Below are 18,911 nucleotides of genomic sequence, written 5' to 3' on the forward strand. Positions count from 1 at the left end.
GATGGATCAAAGAAGTCGTAAGTCGCTGATGGATAATCTACAAATCCTTAAGTGAACGCACATGGTGGAATACCTCTTTTTGAAATATGGGCACAGGAATTCTAAGAACTAGCCAATAACAAACGTGTCACACTCTGAGAGGCACTGATTTAAGAGAATTCAAATTTGAGAGGATGTTCAATTTGAGAGAGATGTTAGTGCCCTTTGTTAATTTGTTCCTCGGAGAACGCGCATGGGCGGCGTGATGAGTTCTGTTCTATACTTTCGGGTAATCTCTTATCCTGAATGAGTTCTTTGAGGATAGATATACTCTCGTGGTTTATAAAATCAGGAAGTTCATTAAAGAATTTATCATAGAGTTCATTGTATTCGGCTTCAGGTGTGTCTCCTAATGGGTCGAGCGATACACGACTTGCAAATACTTTGCTGCTCTTCTTGATATGTTGATATGTTATTGAGTATAGATGGTAGAGAATCTGTAGTCTTAAGTAGTCCCAAATATGTAGATCGAGGTTGTTTTCTTCAACAACACTTCCAAGGTTCAATCTAAGACTTCCTAAAAAGCGTTTCACTTGTCGAAGATCCTTAAAACCCTCTAGGTCATCACAATTGTATAGTTCATTGTAGAAATTGTCATTGCAGCGGGGATCCATTGGTATCAGCTCGTTGAATATATCTTTTAGTCCATCTACAAGATATTCTCTGACCTTTGAGATGTTTGCAATTGGAAGAGGAACGGCAAATTGAACGATCTTCTCTAAATAGTTCTTATCTACTCCCGCCTTTACTAGATTAGCCTCAACTCTCTCTTTGTCTGCGAGAATGAGATAATGGACGTTAGGTATGTCTGCTAGAGCTTTGATGAGGTGTAGTAGTTCGATCAGGTCATAGGGGAGGAGTCTATCAACGTCATCTAAGGCGATGAGGATAGATCGTTCAGATTTTCCCATTTCCTTGGAAAGCTCATCCTTGAGTGTTTTCAAACTCTTTTGAGCTTTGTCTGGGTTGATATTCTCACTGACGTGATCAGCTAACCTTTCAAGGCTCTTCCCAGCTTCTGCAATCTGCTTGCCAGCTGGGACCGCAAGGCCGATTAAGCTTAGCACTTTGTCCACTTCAGACACCGTGCCCCCAATGAGAGCTGCAGCCTTACCAAAAGTTTTCCACTTCTTTGCTCTTTTGTCTGTTGGGTCGCCTCCAGTAAGTTCAGAAAGAGAGTTGCCTACATCTTCAAAGAAAGCGTGGAAGAGGGCTTTACGGTCATTGAAAATCCATGGGTTGAAATGGATGACGCTAGGTGCTGTTTCTAATGTTCCATTCTTAAACTCACCTTCTAGTAGTTGGAGCACACTTGATTTGCCTTCACCCCACTTGCCGTAGAGCGCAAACACGATGCTCTCATTTCTTGGAGCAAGAGCGATCACTTTCCCTAGATGGCGAACAAACTTACCTCTACCCAGCCGATCAGTCTCACCTTTACGAAGTCCACGCTCATGGTAATGGTTGAGGGGTTGCGTGTGATTGTCGGAGTCAGATTCTTGAGGGCTTTCAGCTGAAATAGGAACGATTTCTGAGTCTGAGAAATGCATGCGGATAAGGGATTTAATGAATCGGTTAAATTGGTGTGGGGGAGATTTGAATGTGAGATTCTGAAGGGATCTCAGGATGTAGTAAGCTGAGGCGTAGTCGCCTTTGCTAGATTTCATAGAAGTTAGAGTGTAACGAAGTTATTTGGGCAAGGTCACTAAGTAGTTGATAGGGCTCTTCCACTCTTCTTTGATAGAGCTTGGATCGAGGATCTCAATCTTTGGGCTCTGCGATCTCGGTCCATGCACGAGGTAGTAGAAATAACTCGCGGTTTGTTCGGCTGTAGCTAGCTGTCTCCAGCTCGTAAAGAAGCTGTGGCAATCACTTTGCTGCGTCACCGTCTTTACTTCTATGAAGCGCTCAGTCCCATCCTCGTTGTAGGAGAGAATATCGTAGCCCAGAGAATTCTCTTCTGACACTAGCTGTACAGATTCGGCTAGTTCAGTCAGACCTAGTTCTCTCAATCTACACTTCTCGGCAGTGAGTACGATTTCCTCAGAGAGTTTTCCAATAAGACTATTATTCTTATGTTTCCGCTCCCAGTCTATGGGGAGATCGGAGCTACGCTGCTTATGTAATACTGTCGTTCTAGAGCTATCTGGAAGCGTCTGTTGCAGATTTCTAGTTGGGATGAATTCAGCAATACTTGCTGGAGCGTTCATTGAGGAGTTTGCGTCACCAACTTCTCCCTCCGAAGGGAGAAAGTCATCCAGCGCTATGATCCAGCAAAACGAATGGGCATCTAGCAGACTAGTATTGGAGTAACCTTCGGCTCTTAAGAAGTCCCTAACTTCGGTGATTACTGTGAGAAAGCTGTTATAGTTCTCCCAACTACATCGATGAGAAGTTTTAAGCTCGGTACCTAACAGTTGAAACCCAATATCAAATCTCTCAGGGCTGATGGGCAGGTATTTATCACAGTCTTTGATGAAGAAAAGGTAGGCAATCAGTGGGTATTGCTTACTTTTGAGAAGATCGATGAAATAGTTGAAGGCATCTTCGCCATCGAGTTCATCTCTGTAGAAATCATAGAGAAGAGTCTCAAATTCATTCAGAGTCTCTTCACCTTTGATCTCTATGAGGCGCTTGTGGACGCCGTATTGTCGCCATTTGAGCAGGTTGTTTCCGTGTTGTTCGGCACTATGCTCGATCTCTATTGCATAGATGACTCTATCTAGGATCTTGCCTGTACCCAGATCCTCAAATTTCCAATTTTTTACATCTAGCCTTCTTTGGGCATTAGCAAAGAGTTCGTGTTTGTAGCCTTCCTTCTTATACGGAGTTCCTTTTGCGAAGGACTGAAAGGGCGCTCCGTCTAATTCTTCAATTTTACGAGTAAAATGATTGAGGACTGATACGAAGTGCTTTGGGGAGATTTTTGGATGGGGTGTCATGAGGGATAATAAACTTGGGCTGGATAGAGCTTACTCTACAGAAAAGTGCTGTTTCAGCTTCTTGACTGTGTGGTTCCAGTTCTTAGTTCTCGGTTTACAGACTGTGTTTTGATTCCCAAAGAAACCTGTTTCACGGTAGGCTTCGTTAAGTGGGATAGTCTTGATCCAATCCACCTCCACGAAGTATTCACTATTTTCAGAATCATCGAATTCTTTGTGGTAATGACCTTTGGTGAGTGAATTGCGAAGATGGAAATCGCTCGCAGCGATAGCGGGGGATTTGACAGTTCCTACGCCCACAAACCCTCTTTGTGGGATGTTGACCCAGATGCGGTCACCAGCTTGAAGTTGTTGGAGAGTTCTAGAGTACCAAGCCCCCCCACCTGCACTAACAAAGCCGTATTCTTGTGCCTCGTCCCAGTTTCTGGAATCGCCTTCACCGAAAGACACATAGAATTCTCCATTCCATGTTCCTCTGTCGCCTCTAGGGGCGTTATTCGCGTTGATGGTCGTCTCTACAGGGTCAGCTAGCCATGTACGGCTCAGCAAGCGCTCAGAGCCATGTTGGAATACTTCAAAGAAAAGTACGTTGATTGCTACGTCTAGATCATTGAGGTAGTTGACGATGCGCTCAGTACTTGGATCGAGCTTAGAGGCCACCACCACAATTTGGTGGGTCACATTTAGACTGTCCTCGTTGAGTGGACTCCCAAAAAAATCTTTGAAGCAGGTATCTAGATTCTCAGCTGTATGGCTTAGCCTATCTCTTGATGAGTCGTATATCTCAGCAATGTCGTTAGATTCTAGATTCTTGACCCATGAGGCATAGTCTAGCGCTTGAGCCACAACATCGCGAGGTGTCTTATCTTTCTTTAGTTCAATGACAACAAGGTTTGACTCGGCATCGATGGCTAAGAGGTCAATGAAGCCTCCGTGGGAGGTCTGTACTTGTTGACCGATGAGCAGCCAATGTTCCGAAAGAATCGAAGGTTGTTTCACGATCATCTCTTCTAACTGCGCTTCAGAGTCGAGAGTAGCGAGTTGAAGTTTAGAAGGGGAGTTGGAGACGTTCCAGAGGGTGTTTGTGATGGGCAAAAGAATGAAAGGGTTAAAGTTCGTCAGATAAAAGATCGTGGATCATTTTATTAATACGATCTTGTTTGCTACCTCTAACACTTTTTCTGTACTCAGGTAGACAATCCTCGTAAAGGTACTCAGGACGTTTTTTGTCGTTGTCCGACGGAGAGTAAGCTGGGTCGATGAGTTGCTTGAACTTAGTTGTGAAAAGGTAGCAGCGTCTTACATCAGCCCTTTTCTCTTCAAATGCTTTGCACATCATGACTACGGCATTCAGTCCGTTTTTGGTCGGTTGCCATGAGTCTCTTACTTCGTTTTCAATGTAGCCAGAATCGACACAGTTCTTTCTCCCCCAAGCGATGAGAGTTTGCCAGCGAGGTTCAGTATTTCCACTGGCATACGGTTTCTTGTCTTCTAGCTGGATATCAAACCATTTTCGAGAATTGATGAACTGTATGCATTCAGATTTTGTTGGACCATGCTGTAACTCTCGAAGCGAGAACATTAACATAAATGCAGCTTGTCCAGCTGTTGTATATGGGGAGAGGTTAGCGAATTTTTCCATTGGGAGTTTTATGAGTTTATGTGATAAAAGAGCGAGCGAATGAGTAAATCTCTTAGGCCATGCTCTTCTTCTGGATCAAAGAAGAAAGCCATAATGTTACTACTCACATTTTCGTAATGTGTATAGCCAGAAACCTGCATCAAGGTTCGGCTTTGTTTGGCTTTAGGGAGGGATTAAAAATCTCTAGGATAGTTGTGTAGGAGGATAGCATGGGTGTAGAAATGCGATGCTTATTCTGCAAGGCCAACATAGGTGAAGGGAAATTGTTGTCCTTTTTTGAAGTAGTTAGAGACAGACTTGTAGAGGTACTTCTTACGAATCTCTTCTGCAGCGACTCGCCCGACAAACTCTTTTCGCTTCTCGACACCTCTGCCACCACTAGGCTTTTTATTGAGGAATGTTGAGCCAGCTTCTAACCAAGTACTAACTTCGTAGACTTCTCTCACAATGCCGTCGTAGACGGCTAGGGCGTACTTTATTTGGTTGGCTCTGTCTCCGACAGGCCATGCGTGGCGAGTAGCATCGTAGAGTTCAGCGGGGGACATGTTATGGCGGAAAAGCTTGCTGATACGTATGAGAATTGCAGGGTCAGTGACTGTAACTTCCTCCTTCTCATAAATGGCTCGGAGCTGCTCCAAAGTCATTCGGCCGTGGCTAGAGCTACGATACCCGCCTACTTTGTTGGTGAGCTTGTCTTTACCTAGTAGGTCAATAACGGCAGCTTCAACTCTGAGTGAAGCTTCTTCTTCCAAACCATGTACTAGAACTTCGATTTGAGGTTCTAATCCCGCCTCTCGGATCTCATGAATGATTTTGACCTTTTCATGTTCTGAATCCTCATCGAGATGAGCAAAGGCTCTATTTCCTTTGCCCTTACCTACGTAAAATGTCTGACCATCACGTGGATCGGTGTAGAGGTAAACGTAGTAGCCAAGTTCTTTGGTAATAGAAGGGGAGAATTTAGTATGGCTCATAGTAGATCAATAGAGGTGTTTAATGTATTAAGTTGACAGGTGAGCATACCTAGTGTTGCTTGTGGGCAGAGTTCGCAGCCAGTGGCTGATGAATCAATCAAGGTCTCCGCAGAACCAGCCTGGCAAATCTGCGGTATTTTTTTGTCTAGGTGTATGGGTTAATCCAGTCTGGTGCATTTCTCAGTTTTTCCTGCGTTCTGGCATCGTCAGCAACATAGCAGGTTACAAAGTCTGCAGCGGTAGCGGATTTAAGTCGAATCACGACGACAAAATTGTCAATCATCACGGTGATTCTTCTTTGGTGGTCATTGACCCTCTTCTTGTTATCCCATCCAGCTTTGAATACGAAACTAGGGTCTTGGAGTGCTATCTTGATCCAGCTAAGCCTTTGTTGGCGTTGTGGAGAAGGCGTGTCTTTTACGCCATCTCGGTTCGATGACTCTTGAACAATGTGTGCGAATTGATCTCTTCTAAAGCGCACTTTGATACCATCGTGTGTCTCGATCGGTCGTACACAATAAGTGCTATTGTAGTAGCCTCTGTAGATCTCTAAATCATCTAGAATCAAGAGGTCGGGTCTCTCACTACCATCCGCCATCTAAATTGATCTGGAAGAGGTTGAATTTCTGCGCAGTCACACCAGTGGGGCCGATGGTCCGTTCCAATCTACTCTCGAAATGAGTGAGTAGTTCATGTTTAGCGCTGCCAACTGTCGTGGTCGCGTTGAGTTTCGCTGAGGTGAGGCCAGTGAGCACATCAGACAGCTGCGTGAGTACTGATTCTTTTGAGCGCACCCATTGGACAACTGGAAATTCAGCTAGAGGGTTTGCGTTACCGAGTATCTTCTTGAGTTCGGTGAGCCTATCTGGATGCTGGTTTGTCTGGTAATCACAAAAGATACTGTAGCTATTGTTAGCCCCAAGCCAGTGGTGCAGCATTTGGTAATAGAACTTATAGAAACTAAGTTCAGCTGAGTTTTGATTGCGACCTGCAATGTCAACCTTGCTGTGGTCGATAGCAATGGCTCTGAAACGTAAGTCCGTACCTTGATCAACATAGAAATCGATGAGCTCTTTGTAGAAATCGAGTTTCGATGGAGACACCTTACGGGATTTGATTTCACCTCCGACTTTGTGCTGATCTCTTAAGGTATGAATAGCTGTCTTATAAACAGCTCTTTTCTCGCTAGGGAGCCAGAGGCTGCCGATGATCACATATTGAGCCTGCGGATTACCTGAGGTCAATAGGTCTGGGAAGCATTCGTCGCAGTAGATGTCGAATTTCATTGTTTCAGGTAATGCTTATCTAGTTCTTGGAGAATATTTGGATTGTAAAAGGTTTTTTTGGAGCCTTTGGGCTTCTCTGGGTCGAGAAGTCGAATGTTAGCGTACTTTTCATCAACTTCTAACTCTTTGCGTAATTCGTGGTAGGGTTTGGAACATTTGAAGTCCGAATACCGTTCCCTGCATTTACTTGTCAGTTGATTATAGTCCCATGGATATTTCTCCCTTACTTGTTCCTCAGTAAGTCTTACTTCAGCTGCATTATCAGAGTTAGAAGCTGTGATTGCTAGTGCATCTCTGGTTTTGGATTTGATGAATTTGAGCTCGATATTCACAGTGACGGCGTAGTCATGATCTGAGCTGTCAGTATCGGGCTCTAATGATTCTAGATACTCGATGAAGTTAGTTTCCTCAGGGTTTAGAACTAAACCTTCTTGGTCGCGAGGAAGTGTCACAAATGAGAGAGGCATTAGGTAGAAATTGTACTCACTGAGATCACGATCAAACCAGTCTTTGGAGGCTGATACGAAATTCTTCATACATGCCGCGCCAATTTCTTGGAGGCGGATAGGAAATGCCCCTGAGTTGTTGTAAAAGTGAATAGATGAATCTCTTAGTTCCGTTAGGGCATCGATGTTGGCTTTTGCATGCTTGTCTAATTTTCCAAGGCTAACGAGTTGATTTGCTAGATACTCCAGACTGTGGGTGAATGGGTTGCCTGACCTAGTCTTTTTAATTCTTAATTTTTTACTCTTAGTTCCATCTTTCTTGCGGCCATGCTCCTTGACATAAAGGGAACGTACTTGATTCTTATGGTCATCCAACCACTTGGCTTTTAGCAGTAATTCCCATCCGTTGATGGCGAGTATCGCAAAAGTTTCCTCACGATAGGCAAAGTCTGGTTTGTTGTAGATCTCAATAGCTGAAAGCATTGCTGCTATTGAGCGATCAAGTAGTTCTTTTTTACGAGCTTTCATGACTATGGGTCATACAGCAGCTTGTTCAACAATACTGTTGGTCAGTGTATGTTGGGTGGCTTGGACGGCTTGTAGCTTGGCTTTGAGGGCGTCGCAGAGGGCCATCAACTCGTCTACTTTGGCGACGATACGGTGTTGCTCTATTGCTGGGGGGAGAGGAATCATTACTTGCTCCAAAATCCCTAGGTTTATATTTTTCTGTGCAGTGGCTGGGGCAAAAGATTCTAAGTGCTCCTTTGCTGTTCTCAAAAAGTATTCAAAATAGTTAACCGAGGGTAAATAATCAGATGGAATGAATCCTACAACACTATCGGGAAAGCAGGCATCGAAACTAAGAATACCAGAATCGGCTATATTGGCTGCGATAGTTATACACAGCGTTCCTTTTGGCCATTTTCTACTCTGAGCTAATCCAACTTCATTATACAAAGCAGTATGTGTCTCGACTACCCCAGACGATCTAGCAACGTCTCCAGTTTGGATTAATTTGTGTGTTCCATCTACGTACAGCGAATAATCGTTGCGTGGGCGATGTTTTGACTTCCCACGGCCGAATTCACCTAACTGAGGAAATCTGGCCCATGACCAATTACTTGGAAGTTCAAAAGGCTCCGATGCTACGTCAGCAATATTTTTAGATCTATTGCCTTTCCTAGGTGGAAGGGTTTCGGCGATGCGTTTTAGGAGTTCGGAGGCGGGTTCCCAGGCTTCGGGTTTATCGACCACTTCCTGTTTGAACCACTCGCGGCCACTTCCTGATTTGAGGTATTTTTCGCGCTGTATAGCAGCTTCTTTACTGCCACATTCTTCCCAATAGAAGAGCTGCTTCGGTGGGTGTTGTTTCGTCCAATCTGCTGCTGAGCCTGCACAATGTTGTTTCCAGCGTCGAGGGAGGTCTTCGGTGTGTCCTTTATAGAAACTGCCGTCTTCGCACTCTATGACGTAGGCCCACCAGAGTTTACCAGTTGGGCTTGGAAGTGAGTCTTGGGTCTTGCCTGCCTGCCGGCAGGCAGGGCGGACGAGTTTGCCCATGACGGCGAGTTGGAGGATGGCTTGTTTGAGATGGTCGATGGAGGACTCGGTGGTGAAGAGGAGATCGAAGTTTGCTTCGATCTGGGACCACGCTTGTTGGAACTGCTCGGCATCTGCTGTGGCGGAGGTGAGTGAGTCGAGGAGGGTTTTGACGAGAGTCTCGTGGGTCTTGATGTTGTCCTCGGTTTGTTGCTCTAACTGATCGCAGAGCGCCATCAATTCATCGACCTTCGCCACAATACGCTTCTGCTCGGCGAGGGGTGGGAGGGGGAACTCAAATAACTCTAGAACTTTTTTACTTAACCCTTCAATCGCCATACCAACCTGACGTCCCCAGACAAGGCGTTGTACCATTGGAGCTAATATTCCAGTATGTACGAATCTTGCCATTTCATTGTCTAAAAGACGAATAATCGTAACATGCTGGCTTACATTCGCTGTTTCGAGATGCTCTGGGAATATAGTCGACCTACCAAGGGAGGCTCCTGTTATGTTGAGCAGGACATCATGGGGTCTAACTTTGGTGTTAGACATGGAGTCGTGTGTTGATTCAGGTATGTAAGCTATGTCTTGCAGGCGTATGCCGTCATTCCAGATATTCTGGGATCTTAGGAAAATGATTCCTGTGTCTGTGTATGCTTGCTTCCCTCCACGAGGGGTGCTTCCCGAGCCGAGTTTCGATGTTAAATCACCGAGTCTAATAAACTCCCATCCTTTAGGTTTTATGAATGGGTGATCTTTTGGGGTAAGGTTTGGTAGAGGTTTAGTTTTTTTAATCAGCTTAGATTTGATGAGCTCATCTTTCTTGGCTGAAATTCGTTCAATTAGTTTTGAAGCAGGTTCCTCGTTCGGATCTTGTGGGACTAGAAGACCTCTAACAGCGAGCTCCAAAATAAGCTCTCGAAGTTTCTTTATGCCATAGAGTTCTCGTTTGCCTCTTCCGCCACGCCCTGAAGACTTCTTATCAACAATAGTCGAAGTCCAGAGGTCGAGATGCTCTGTAATGAGTTGTTCTGCGGTACTCATGCTTACTTGCTAGAAAGTGCTTCAGAGAGAATGGACTTAAGCTGATCACGGATGTCTTGGATGTCAGCTTGCTGTTTATTGTAAGTAGCTAACAACTCTTCTGGGTCGTAATTCACAGCTTCCTCTACGTGTGGGTTGGTGATGTCGAGGTTGTAGTTACGCTTCTCAATGTCCTCGATGCTGACTTTCCATGCTTGTTCATTTTCGACACGCGAGGCGAATCCGTCATCTTCAGATCCCCACCACTCGATATCGGCGGCGAACTCCTCAAACTTCATTGGTTTAGTCTTGTTGTAGCTTTTGACGCCTTCTGGATAAGGGTGCTCGTAGTACCAGACGTTCTTGGTCGCTGGCTGTTCACCTTCTGGCTTCTTAGTGAAGAAGAGGAGGTTGGTCTTGATGCCTGTGTAGGGATTGAAAACTCCGTTCGGGAGACGAACGATGGTGTGAAGGTGGCACTTCTCTAGCAGCTCTTTCTTGAGCTTGGTCTTTACGCCTTCACCGAAGAGGAAGCCATCTGGAAGAACGACTGCGGCGCGGCCATTGTCCTTGAGGAGCTTGATGATGAGCGCCATGAAGAGGTCGGCGGTCTCGCGGGTGCGGAAGTTTGCGGGGAAGTTGTTTTCGATACCATCTTCCTCCGTCCCTCCGAAGGGAGGGTTAGAGAGGATCACGTCCTTGCGGTCACTATTGCCGTAGTCTTTGTAGGGGCGGGATAGGGTGTTGTCGTGACGGATGTTGGTCGGCGTATCGATGCCGTGCAAGATCATGTTAGTCGTGCAGAGCATGTGGGGGAGTGCCTTCTTTTCAACGCCGTGGATGCTGTCCACTAAGACCTTCTCGTCAGCTGGAGTACTGACGTATTGGTCGCGCTTGTGATCGATGGTACAGGCGAGGAAGCCACCTGTACCGCAAGCGGGATCAAAGACCGACTCGCCGAGTTGTGGGTCGACACGGTTGACAATGAACTGGGTGACAGCGCGTGGAGTGTAGAATTCACCTGCATTACCTGCGCTCTGCAGGTCCTTGAGGATTTGCTCGTAGATAGAGCCGAAGGTGTGACGGTCTTCGGTGTTGTTGAAGTCGATCTCACAGATCTTGTTGATGACCTGACGAATGAGGGTGCCAGACTTCATGTAGTTGTAGGCGTCCTCAAAGACATTGTGAATGACCTGCGCACGTGGGCCGTTAGGGCCAGCTAAGGTCAGCTTATCTTTGAGTGTTGGGAAGAGTTTGTCATTGATGAAGCTACTGAGGGTTTCACCTGTCATGCCCTCTGCATCTGTAGCCCAATTTCTCCAACGCAGATCTTCTGGAATAGGGGAAGTATAGTCGTCTTCTAAGAATTCTAGGACAGCCTCTCGGTCATCGTAGATCTTGAGAAAGAACATCCAGACAAGCTGGCTGATGCGCTGCGCGTCTCCGTCGACACCGACGTCTTTACGCATGATGTCTTGGATGGACTTAATGATTCCGCTTAAGTTGCTCATTTTGATATTAGGAATGTGATAAAAGTGTTAAGCTGATTTGCTGTACAGCGCTTGCTCTAGCTCGGCAATGGCGGCTTCGTACTGGCGTGGGCCTCCGAAGGCTTGGGCAATTTCAAGTGGGTTGCCTAGGGAAGTGAACGGCGCGTGTTCTAGTATTTTTTTGTCCTCAATACTAACGACGCCTTCGTCCTCGTACTTCTGGAGGAGAGCTTCGAGCACAGCGCGTGCTTGCTCACCGTACTTGGTGAAGTAGTTGCGCTTTTTGACATTGTTCGCACGCTCTTGGCGTGTGAGAGGTGGTTGGTCAAAGGCGATGTGACAGATGAGATCAAAAGCTCCGTAGTCTGGGCCAACCTCTTCGGCAAGCTTGTCGAGTTCGACACCATATTCTGCCAGTTCTTCGATGATGGCCTTCTTCTTGTGGGCATCAGTCCACTTTTGCAGGAAGTCATCGAGCGAGGAGAATTCCTTGCGGATGCTTTTCTTTGAGTAGTCGCGGTAGGACTCGGTGACGAGTTGGCCATCTTCTCCTAGGTATTCAACCGTCTCGGAGAGAACTTTGACTGTGACGCCACTGACTTTGAATTTTTTTACACCGCCACCTGAGCTGTCGTCACCATCATCACCGTGGTCGTCGAAACCGTCGTCACCATCGTCCTCTGGATCTGGCGGGAGAGGTGGGTCTGTGTCGTCTGGCTCATAGATCACTACTGGCTCACCATCGAAGTCTGGGTCTCTGAAGAGCTGGGTGGCATTTTTGAAATCCATCAAGGTGAAGAAGTATTTGTCATGTTCTTCATCGATGCGTGTACCTCGGCCTACGATCTGCTTGAAGGTGGTCATGGAGGTGACGGTCTTATCGAGTACGATGAGTTTGCACGTCTTGGCATCGACTCCTGTGGTGAGGAGTTCTGAGGTGGTGGCGATGACTGGGAACTTGCTCTCAGGGTCGATGAAGTTGTCTAGCTCGTCTTTCCCTTCCTTGCTGTCGCCTGTGATACGCATGACGTATTTCGGATTGTCGATGGCGATCTGACCTGCAGCATTGGTGATGGCCTTGCGCATGCGCTCAGCGTGGTCGATGTCCTCGCAGAAGATGATGGTCTTGGCGTAAGGATCGTTAGAAGCCTTGAGGAACTCGATGACTTTCTTAGCTACGAGGCGTGTACGCTGGTTGAGGACGAGGATGCGGTCCATGTCCTTCTGGTTGTATTCGCGCTGTTCGATCTCGATGCCGAGGTCGTCTTTCATCCCAGCAGGAGGAGTCCAGCCCATGAGGTCCTTGTCGAGGTGGTATTTGATCACCTTGTAGGGAGCGAGGAAGCCGTCTTCGATCCCTTGCTTGAGTGTGTAGGTGTAGATGGGGTCACCGAAGTAGGTGATGTTGGAAACGTATTTGGTTTCCTTTGGAGTAGCAGTGAGGCCTAGCTGGGTGGCACTGGAGAAGTAGTCGAGGATCTCACGCCATGCGGAATCATCTGCAGCACTCCCACGGTGGCACTCGTCGATGACAATGAGGTCGAAGAAGTCGCGGGAGACAGACTTGAATATCTTATCCTCTTCATCTGGTCCAGTGAGAGCTTGGTAGAGGCCGAGGTGAATCTCGTAGGATGGGTCAATCTTGCGGTTCTTGATCTTGGTCATGACCGAGCCAAAGGGCTTGAAGTCATTGACGAGAGTTTGGTCAGCGAGAATGTTGCGGTCGACGAGGAAGAGGATGCGCTTGGCAGCACCTGCTTTCCAGAGTCGCCAAATGATTTGGAAGGTGGTGTAGGTCTTCCCTGTGCCAGTGGCCATGACGAGCAAGATGCGCTTCTGACCATGAGCGACAGCTTCTATGCTGCGATTGATGGCTTCTGCTTGGTAGTAGCGTGGCTCCTTGCCGTAGGCGTCTTGGTAGTAAGGCTCTAGGACGAGCTTTTCTTCTTCATCTGAGATACCACGAAATTTCTTATAGCGCTGCCAGAGTTCGAGAGGTGAGGGGAAGGCTTCGAGAGGGAATTCTGTTTCGATGTCTTCCCCTTCGTCGGGAGTCTTGTTGTGAGAGGCGAAGGCATCTCCGTTTGAGCTAAAGGCACTGGGAACTTCGAGGATTTCGGCGTAGCCTAGAGCCTGCTGCATGCCGTGGCTGACGGATTTATTGTTCTCCTTTGCCTCAACTACGGCGACGTGCGTGCTTGGATTCCAGTAGAGAACGTAATCGGCGAATTTTTTCTTTTTTTTGTTACGCGATGAGAGATTTCCTCGAACGACGATAGGGCCAGGAGTAAGAGTGACTTCGCGGCGAATCTTCATTTCATCCCAACCTGCAGCGTGGAGCGCAGGGGTAATGAATTTGGCGCAGATATCTGATTCGCTGAGTTCGAGTTTCTCTTTCTTATCCATGGTGAGGGAGGGGCTTGGGCTTCGCGATAGGGAGATGCATACGACGGATGTGAATGACCGTGAGGTACTATCAGTTTCTAGCAATGACTGGAAGCGAGAAAAACTATGGATTTGAGTCTGCTTTCCTAAAGCCTCTCTGGAGAATGAGTTAGACTCAGTATCAAAGTTGGTGTGATTGTGGGAATACTCATAGAATAGATATCCTTTATACCATACAAGAGTGTAAGGGGCTCTAGCAGAGCGTATAAACGGATAGGTCTTTCCTACACCTGAGCTGTCTGAGACGGGGGGCATTGCCTACACAGCACTCAAAGCCGAGGGGATGTTAGATGGTGGCAGTGATGAAGCGGTAGGCATTATTGACCTTAAGGATCCGCCCATATCCAGGAAAGTGGACGTGTGATCCCAGAACGAGTGCCTTGTCTGCTGAGAGTTGATCGAACAGTTTGATTCTCGCAGCGACTGCTTGTTTAGGGTCGAGATCAAATGCAAAAGCGATATCTGGCAGTGCTGTATGAAGCTCACAATTGTGCAGCGTGTCGGCGATCATTTTGAGTGGTTTGTCGCCTCCATCGATCGTGAGAATGCTGTGGCCTGGGGTGTGGCCTGGCGAGAGGTCGAGTTGAATTCCTGGAGCCACTTCCTTGCCGGAAGCCACTTGATTCATTTGGTTTTTATAGGTTCCGAGGACTTTTTGAGCGAGTTGGAAAACCCCTTTGGCACTGTCGGGAGCTTTTTCCATCATTGCTTTGCTGTTCCAGAATTGCGCTTCTTTTTCTGCAATGATGAGCTCGGCATTGGGAAAGACCACATTGCCATCTTTGCTGAGCATCCCCCCGATGTGATCGGGGTGGGCGTGGGTGATGATCACCTTGTCAATTTTTTCGGGAGTGAGCCCCGCAGCATAGAGGCCATTGAGCACATTGCCAAAACCGGGTCCGAACATGTCGAGTGCGCCAAAGCCGGAGTCGATGAGGATGTTGTGCTTGGCTGAAGTGAGCAGGAAGGCTGAGATTGGGCTAGGGAGGGTTCCGCCTGATTGCCCAATTTGCTCCAATATCGAATCGACTTCTTTGTCTCTGCCTGAAAACAGCTCACGCTTCATTGGGATGACACCATCGAGTAGGGAGGTGATCGTGTAATCTCCCCATTGGGTTTGGAGCATTCCTTTCGGTGCTTGGATCGCATTTTTACTTTCTTCTCCAGAGGCCCTCGATGGGAGCAAGGAAGAGAGGGCTGCGGTGGCAACTGCGATACCTCCGAATTGGCGGCGTGATAGATTAGATGGCTGTGAGTGCATGATGTTAGAATATTAGATGAACGCTGCCATCATATTGCATATCTGGCATCTTGCACTCTCAATTTACGCCAAGCTTTGCTAGGTATGGGCTCTTTGCTGGAGAACGATCAGCGAATCATCCTTCACCAAATGGGGCTCGCCAGCTAAATGCTTTTCTACAGAACTTAAGTCGTGCTTCTTCGCATTATAGACAGCGACAAAGACATCATCGGCGTCTTGGAGAAACCGTTGGTCGCTATTGCCAAAATCAGTGTAGCAGGTAGCCCCGATGCCAATCACTGCGTACTTCGGCGTAGTAGAAGCAAGCATGTCGGCAATGGGTTCCAATGGTCCGTGGTCCTGTTGGGTATTGATCTGCTTGACGATCCAGTCGACTAATTGCTGGTTGAAATAACAATAGTCGGACACCGCAGTGTCGCAACCGTATTGGAGGAGTCTACCGTCACGCTTGAGATAACAGACGATGCGGTAATTCTCGATGCTGCCTCCCGGAGTGGTAAAGTCATCGATGGAGACAAGGGCATCAGCCACACCTTGCGATGCCGCTCCCCAGTTCTTCTTATGGCTGATCTTGTCAGCAGCAATTCTACGTGAGCAATCATTGAAGGCGCTGAAACCTAGCACGTCGAGATTCTTTACGAGGCATGCGTCTTCTGCGTACTCGAGTTCGACGATGAGAGCAATCTCAGGCTCGGGCTGTAGCGGGTCATTGCCCTTAAGCTTCAGTTCAGTGTGCGAGAGGGGATTGGTAGAAAGAAAGCTATCGTGGTTTGGAATGAACCAAGGAAATATGCCTTTCGGGGCGTTCTCTAGGGCTACCACGTCCTTGAAGTCGTCAGCTTCTCCAGCTTGATCCAAATGCTCCGCCTGATTCCCCGCAATGCCAAGCCCAACCCAATCGTTGTTGCTGATGATGTCTGATAGTGATTTCATAATCGATTAACACGAGTGCTCTAGCGCAGCTTGAGAAAATCGTCTACCACAACCATGCCAGATATCTCAACGCGAGGCCGTGTTATGCACCCGCACAACAGCCTCCTCAATTTATTCGGAGCGACAATGGCCCAGAATATATCGCGTACAAATTTCGGGATGGCTTAAGCTCAAGGCATCAAAACGCACTACATCACGCCTGGGTCACCATGGGAGCAGTGCTATATTGAAAGCTTTCACGACAAACTTAGAGATGAGTTTTTGAATCGAGAAATCTTCTACTCTCTAGCAGAAGCAAAAATTTTGCTCGAAGCGTGGAGAAGAGAATATAATGATGAGCGCATCCACAGTTTGTTAGCGTATCTGAAACCCAATGAGTTCGCGCGCAGCGTACAGACTTCGTTACGGGCTACGCCCTCCACTCCGTCTGTACGCGACCTAATCCCAAACCTAATAAGAAACAACATCTTCACTGAATCTACAGTTTAGAGCTGTCCAAACTGCGGGGTCAGGCCACTTATCTTTCAATACATTAGGTTTCATTGCTACATGATTAACAACTAACAATTAATAGTTAACGAATGAATCATTCGACTCCTACGATTCGTTAATCTCACGTTCTAGATTGATCAGGGCGGCAATGATTTCGTCGAAGGTGGGACGTTCTCCGAAGATCATTTCCTGCATCGCTTCATAATCCTTCTGCATGGCGTTGAGTACATGCTCAGGCGGTACGAGTTTCAGTGCTTCTGTGACGGCGGCGTCATAGTCCGCCCAAGCACGCGGGTAGAACTTTTTCTTAAATTCCACCACGTATACGAGTAAGTCTGACTGTCCTAGTGAAGATGCTTTCAACTCTTCGTCAGCGGCCATCATAAAGAGGTCGTAATAGTGGCGTGAATAGCGTGCGGGAACTGGAGTTCCTTCTGGGCGATTCGCTTCGTGATGGAGGATCGTGGCTTTCTCCCAGAACGTACGTTCAGCATCGATCGCTTGAACAGCACACTCAGCCTCCTCGAACACAGCTGGGAAATGCTCCGCCGCGTAGGGTTCGACTGTGTGGTTTGAGTGGGGGAGCCATGACGCTAAGGGGCCGATCTCCAGCTGAATATATGGCAGTATGGCCTCGGTGCTCGCAGCCCTAGGGTATTTGACCCGAACTACATGGCCTTGGTCTTTCTCATCCGTTTTTATTTCTAACTCGCAGTGTGAACCAAGAGCTTCTTCTAGGAGCGGCAAGATGACCTCTGCAATGTAAGTGACGGCACGCTCGTTAAGATTATCGTTCAGCTTTGACTGTTGCCTCTTTGAGCGTTCAGCCATCGGGTCTTTTCCTACATTCACCTCGCGCCAGTCGAGTACGAGATCAAGATCCTCAGAGAATCGGTGAATCAATCCGTAGACTTTCGATAAACTTGTGCCGCCTTTGAAGATGAATAGCTTTGATAGCTTGGAGTGCTCGAAAAGTTGCTTCAGTGTCCAGCAGACCCAGAAGTCTTTCTCGATAATAGCGACGGAGCTTAGTCCCATGCGCTCGGCTGTCATGGTGAAGAGCTCATTACGTTCCTGCTCGGATCGTTTAGCAACTCGGTTCATGCCTCAGTACGCTTGGTGATTTGCAGGATCAGGTCGCTGACCCAGGCCGGAGCAGTTTTTGTGTCGCGTAGGATTTTCTTCCACGTACCAGGCGACCACTTGTCTGCGAGCTGCGAGAGCAGTGCGTCATCAATACGTTCTTGTCCTAGTGCTTTGAGTGCTTGCACCACAAGTTCACTTTCCTTGTGCTTGAATACTGATTCCTTCAGCGAGCGCTTTTTGAAGGTAAGCTGCTGTTTTCCTATCTCGTAGGTTTTGCTAGGACCATCGGACAGGTAGATGCTCTGTGCGGGAACTTGGGTTGAGAGACCCAAGTGGTTCAGAGCTGTGTTCTCAGAAGGCTGGATGCGCCAGCCAGACTTGCGTGCCAAAGCGCTGGCTACTTGGTCGATGTCAGGCCCCATCTCGGTGCCGAGTAACTTACTGATGCGCGGGTAGTCGTACAATCCACGAAGGACACGGCGGATGGTCCCTTTAGAAGCCAATTCGGAGAGAGCCTTACGAATATCTACGTCATTGCCTATATCCAAGAAATCAATCTTAGAAAATGCCCACCCCCTATGGTTTGCATAAATTCTAGAAGATGTTTTATTTTCAATGGATTTCACTGCTTTTATGTAGCATTTTTTTTCACAAGTTGAAGGGTCTTTTTGTGAAAAATATTAGCAATAGTTTTTGAATATTTGGACGCGATTGGTTTCTGAGGCGATTCTGTAGTGATGCAATGAGGTTCATTATTTAGACAAGAGCATCGAGGTAAGGGCGAATCACACTGCTGACACGCTGGACCTTTGCATATTTCATTATTTCTGCGACGCTCGTTTTGTTGGGTGAATGGCTGTGCAGTACATCCTTGAGAGCTTCGAGACAGACATCAAGACCGACACGGTTACGGTATTTAAAGCAATCCACTACAGTGCGAGCCGGGGAGGTAATTTGGATCTTAATGCCATTTAAAGTGTGATGCTCTATCCCTTCAGTGAAGGCTCCAGTAATTCCACTACGTACGACTTCGATAGATGGGTAATCTATCCTAGGTGTGACGGCGTTTTGTTTGAGAAGAATCCACACGGAATGTGCTTGCTGGGTGCCTATTTGGTGAAATTGTAGTGCAGAAATGAGGGCGATGGTGGCCTTAGGGACGCGGGCTACCACTTCAGAAAGACTCACATTCTCGTCAATCACTGCCTCAGGGTGCATATAAACACCTCGTGATAGGCGGATAAGCATGCGCGTTCACTTAAGGAGCTGTAGTTTATCCATCAGCGACTTACGACTTCTTCGATCCATCC

Annotated in this window: 16 protein-coding genes and 1 pseudogene; 1 reads left to right on the forward strand and 16 read right to left on the reverse strand. The window is 47.3% G+C overall.

Annotated elements, in window-relative coordinates; genetic code table 11:
• Positions 1-194 precede the first annotated feature (194 nt).
• The 13 genes from ACFSW8_RS14130 to ACFSW8_RS14190 form a co-directional block, all read right to left on the reverse strand.
• The gene (locus tag ACFSW8_RS14130) at positions 195-1,706 is read right to left on the reverse strand and encodes a KAP family P-loop NTPase fold protein (RefSeq protein ID WP_377090057.1); all 1,512 of its coding nucleotides are present in this window, start codon (positions 1,704-1,706) and stop codon (positions 195-197) included.
• 21 nt (positions 1,707-1,727) lie between these two features.
• Positions 1,728-2,981, reverse strand: a complete 1,254-nt coding sequence (locus ACFSW8_RS14135) for a protein NO VEIN domain-containing protein (protein ID WP_377090059.1) — start codon at positions 2,979-2,981, stop codon at positions 1,728-1,730.
• Between the two features lie 30 nt (positions 2,982-3,011).
• A complete protein-coding gene (locus ACFSW8_RS14140) occupies positions 3,012-4,076 on the reverse strand; it encodes an endonuclease NucS domain-containing protein (protein ID WP_377090060.1) in 1,065 nt (354 codons plus the stop codon).
• Between the two features lie 13 nt (positions 4,077-4,089).
• Positions 4,090-4,623 carry a hypothetical protein gene (locus tag ACFSW8_RS14145; protein WP_377178562.1) on the reverse strand — a complete coding sequence of 178 codons (534 nt, stop codon included), beginning with the start codon at positions 4,621-4,623 and terminating at the stop codon, positions 4,090-4,092.
• A gap of 230 nt (positions 4,624-4,853) precedes the next feature.
• Positions 4,854-5,597, reverse strand: coding sequence for an LEM-3-like GIY-YIG domain-containing protein (locus tag ACFSW8_RS14150; protein WP_377090062.1), 744 nt, complete (start codon positions 5,595-5,597; stop codon positions 4,854-4,856).
• A gap of 145 nt (positions 5,598-5,742) precedes the next feature.
• Positions 5,743-6,195, reverse strand: a complete 453-nt coding sequence (locus ACFSW8_RS14155) for a hypothetical protein (RefSeq protein ID WP_377090063.1) — start codon at positions 6,193-6,195, stop codon at positions 5,743-5,745.
• Entirely contained in the window at positions 6,182-6,883 is a 702-nt protein-coding gene (locus ACFSW8_RS14160; RefSeq protein ID WP_377090064.1) for a DUF3800 domain-containing protein, read from the reverse strand. The genes ACFSW8_RS14155 and ACFSW8_RS14160 overlap by 14 nt, the downstream gene beginning before the upstream one ends.
• Complete coding sequence (locus tag ACFSW8_RS14165) at positions 6,880-7,857, reverse strand: DUF3644 domain-containing protein (RefSeq protein WP_377090065.1); 978 nt, start codon at positions 7,855-7,857, stop codon at positions 6,880-6,882. The genes ACFSW8_RS14160 and ACFSW8_RS14165 overlap by 4 nt, the downstream gene beginning before the upstream one ends.
• Positions 7,858-7,866: 9 nt before the next feature.
• Complete coding sequence (locus ACFSW8_RS14170; RefSeq protein ID WP_377090066.1) at positions 7,867-9,915, reverse strand: restriction endonuclease subunit S; 2,049 nt, start codon at positions 9,913-9,915, stop codon at positions 7,867-7,869.
• A gap of 2 nt (positions 9,916-9,917) precedes the next feature.
• Positions 9,918-11,405 carry a type I restriction-modification system subunit M gene (locus tag ACFSW8_RS14175; protein WP_377090067.1) on the reverse strand — a complete coding sequence of 496 codons (1,488 nt, stop codon included), beginning with the start codon at positions 11,403-11,405 and terminating at the stop codon, positions 9,918-9,920.
• Between the two features lie 27 nt (positions 11,406-11,432).
• A complete protein-coding gene (gene hsdR, locus ACFSW8_RS14180; protein WP_377091545.1) occupies positions 11,433-13,790 on the reverse strand; it encodes an EcoAI/FtnUII family type I restriction enzme subunit R in 2,358 nt (785 codons plus the stop codon).
• 325 nt (positions 13,791-14,115) lie between these two features.
• Positions 14,116-15,090 (reverse strand): MBL fold metallo-hydrolase, encoded by a 975-nt coding sequence (locus tag ACFSW8_RS14185; RefSeq protein WP_377090068.1) that lies wholly within the window; start codon positions 15,088-15,090, stop codon positions 14,116-14,118.
• 78 nt (positions 15,091-15,168) lie between these two features.
• On the reverse strand, positions 15,169-16,023 hold the full coding sequence (locus tag ACFSW8_RS14190; protein ID WP_377090069.1) for a DUF5718 family protein: 855 nt from the start codon (positions 16,021-16,023) through the stop codon (positions 15,169-15,171).
• Positions 16,024-16,127: 104 nt separating this feature from the next.
• On the opposite strand from ACFSW8_RS14190, the pseudogene ACFSW8_RS14195 reads away from it, so the two are divergent.
• Positions 16,128-16,512 (forward strand): annotated as a pseudogene (locus ACFSW8_RS14195) (integrase core domain-containing protein); the annotation flags it as partial.
• A 108-nt stretch (positions 16,513-16,620) separates the two neighbouring features.
• Here the strand turns inward: ACFSW8_RS14195 and ACFSW8_RS14200 are convergent.
• The 3 genes from ACFSW8_RS14200 to ACFSW8_RS14210 all read right to left on the reverse strand — a co-directional run bounded on the left by ACFSW8_RS14200 (position 16,621) and on the right by ACFSW8_RS14210 (position 18,849).
• Positions 16,621-17,619: a nucleotidyl transferase AbiEii/AbiGii toxin family protein gene (locus ACFSW8_RS14200; RefSeq protein WP_377090071.1), complete on the reverse strand. Its 999-nt coding sequence runs from the start codon at positions 17,617-17,619 to the stop codon at positions 16,621-16,623.
• Positions 17,616-18,227 (reverse strand): DUF6088 family protein, encoded by a 612-nt coding sequence (locus tag ACFSW8_RS14205; protein ID WP_377090072.1) that lies wholly within the window; start codon positions 18,225-18,227, stop codon positions 17,616-17,618. The genes ACFSW8_RS14200 and ACFSW8_RS14205 overlap by 4 nt, the downstream gene beginning before the upstream one ends.
• A gap of 130 nt (positions 18,228-18,357) precedes the next feature.
• The gene (locus ACFSW8_RS14210) at positions 18,358-18,849 is read right to left on the reverse strand and encodes a type IV toxin-antitoxin system AbiEi family antitoxin domain-containing protein (RefSeq protein WP_377090073.1); all 492 of its coding nucleotides are present in this window, start codon (positions 18,847-18,849) and stop codon (positions 18,358-18,360) included.
• Positions 18,850-18,911 lie beyond the last annotated feature (62 nt).

The sequence above is a fragment of the Rubritalea tangerina genome (assembly GCF_042683245.1).
Classification (GTDB): Bacteria; Verrucomicrobiota; Verrucomicrobiia; order Verrucomicrobiales; family Akkermansiaceae; genus Rubritalea; species Rubritalea tangerina.

What these genes read in the sequence shown, in the direction of transcription:
- ACFSW8_RS14130 (WP_377090057.1), bottom strand. Translation starts at nt 1,706, where the DNA reads ATGAAATCTAGCAAAGGCGACTACGCCTCAGCTTACTACATCCTGAGA.
- ACFSW8_RS14135 (WP_377090059.1), bottom strand. Translation starts at nt 2,981, where the DNA reads ATGACACCCCATCCAAAAATCTCCCCAAAGCACTTCGTATCAGTCCTC.
- ACFSW8_RS14145 (WP_377178562.1), bottom strand. Translation starts at nt 4,623, where the DNA reads ATGGAAAAATTCGCTAACCTCTCCCCATATACAACAGCTGGACAAGCT.
- ACFSW8_RS14150 (WP_377090062.1), bottom strand. Translation starts at nt 5,597, where the DNA reads ATGAGCCATACTAAATTCTCCCCTTCTATTACCAAAGAACTTGGCTAC.
- ACFSW8_RS14155 (WP_377090063.1), bottom strand. Translation starts at nt 6,195, where the DNA reads ATGGCGGATGGTAGTGAGAGACCCGACCTCTTGATTCTAGATGATTTA.
- ACFSW8_RS14160 (WP_377090064.1), bottom strand. Translation starts at nt 6,883, where the DNA reads ATGAAATTCGACATCTACTGCGACGAATGCTTCCCAGACCTATTGACC.
- ACFSW8_RS14165 (WP_377090065.1), bottom strand. Translation starts at nt 7,857, where the DNA reads ATGAAAGCTCGTAAAAAAGAACTACTTGATCGCTCAATAGCAGCAATG.
- ACFSW8_RS14170 (WP_377090066.1), bottom strand. Translation starts at nt 9,915, where the DNA reads ATGAGTACCGCAGAACAACTCATTACAGAGCATCTCGACCTCTGGACT.
- ACFSW8_RS14175 (WP_377090067.1), bottom strand. Translation starts at nt 11,405, where the DNA reads ATGAGCAACTTAAGCGGAATCATTAAGTCCATCCAAGACATCATGCGT.
- hsdR (WP_377091545.1), bottom strand. Translation starts at nt 13,790, where the DNA reads ATGGATAAGAAAGAGAAACTCGAACTCAGCGAATCAGATATCTGCGCC.
- ACFSW8_RS14185 (WP_377090068.1), bottom strand. Translation starts at nt 15,090, where the DNA reads ATGCACTCACAGCCATCTAATCTATCACGCCGCCAATTCGGAGGTATC.
- ACFSW8_RS14190 (WP_377090069.1), bottom strand. Translation starts at nt 16,023, where the DNA reads ATGAAATCACTATCAGACATCATCAGCAACAACGATTGGGTTGGGCTT.
- ACFSW8_RS14200 (WP_377090071.1), bottom strand. Translation starts at nt 17,619, where the DNA reads ATGAACCGAGTTGCTAAACGATCCGAGCAGGAACGTAATGAGCTCTTC.
- ACFSW8_RS14210 (WP_377090073.1), bottom strand. Translation starts at nt 18,849, where the DNA reads ATGCTTATCCGCCTATCACGAGGTGTTTATATGCACCCTGAGGCAGTG.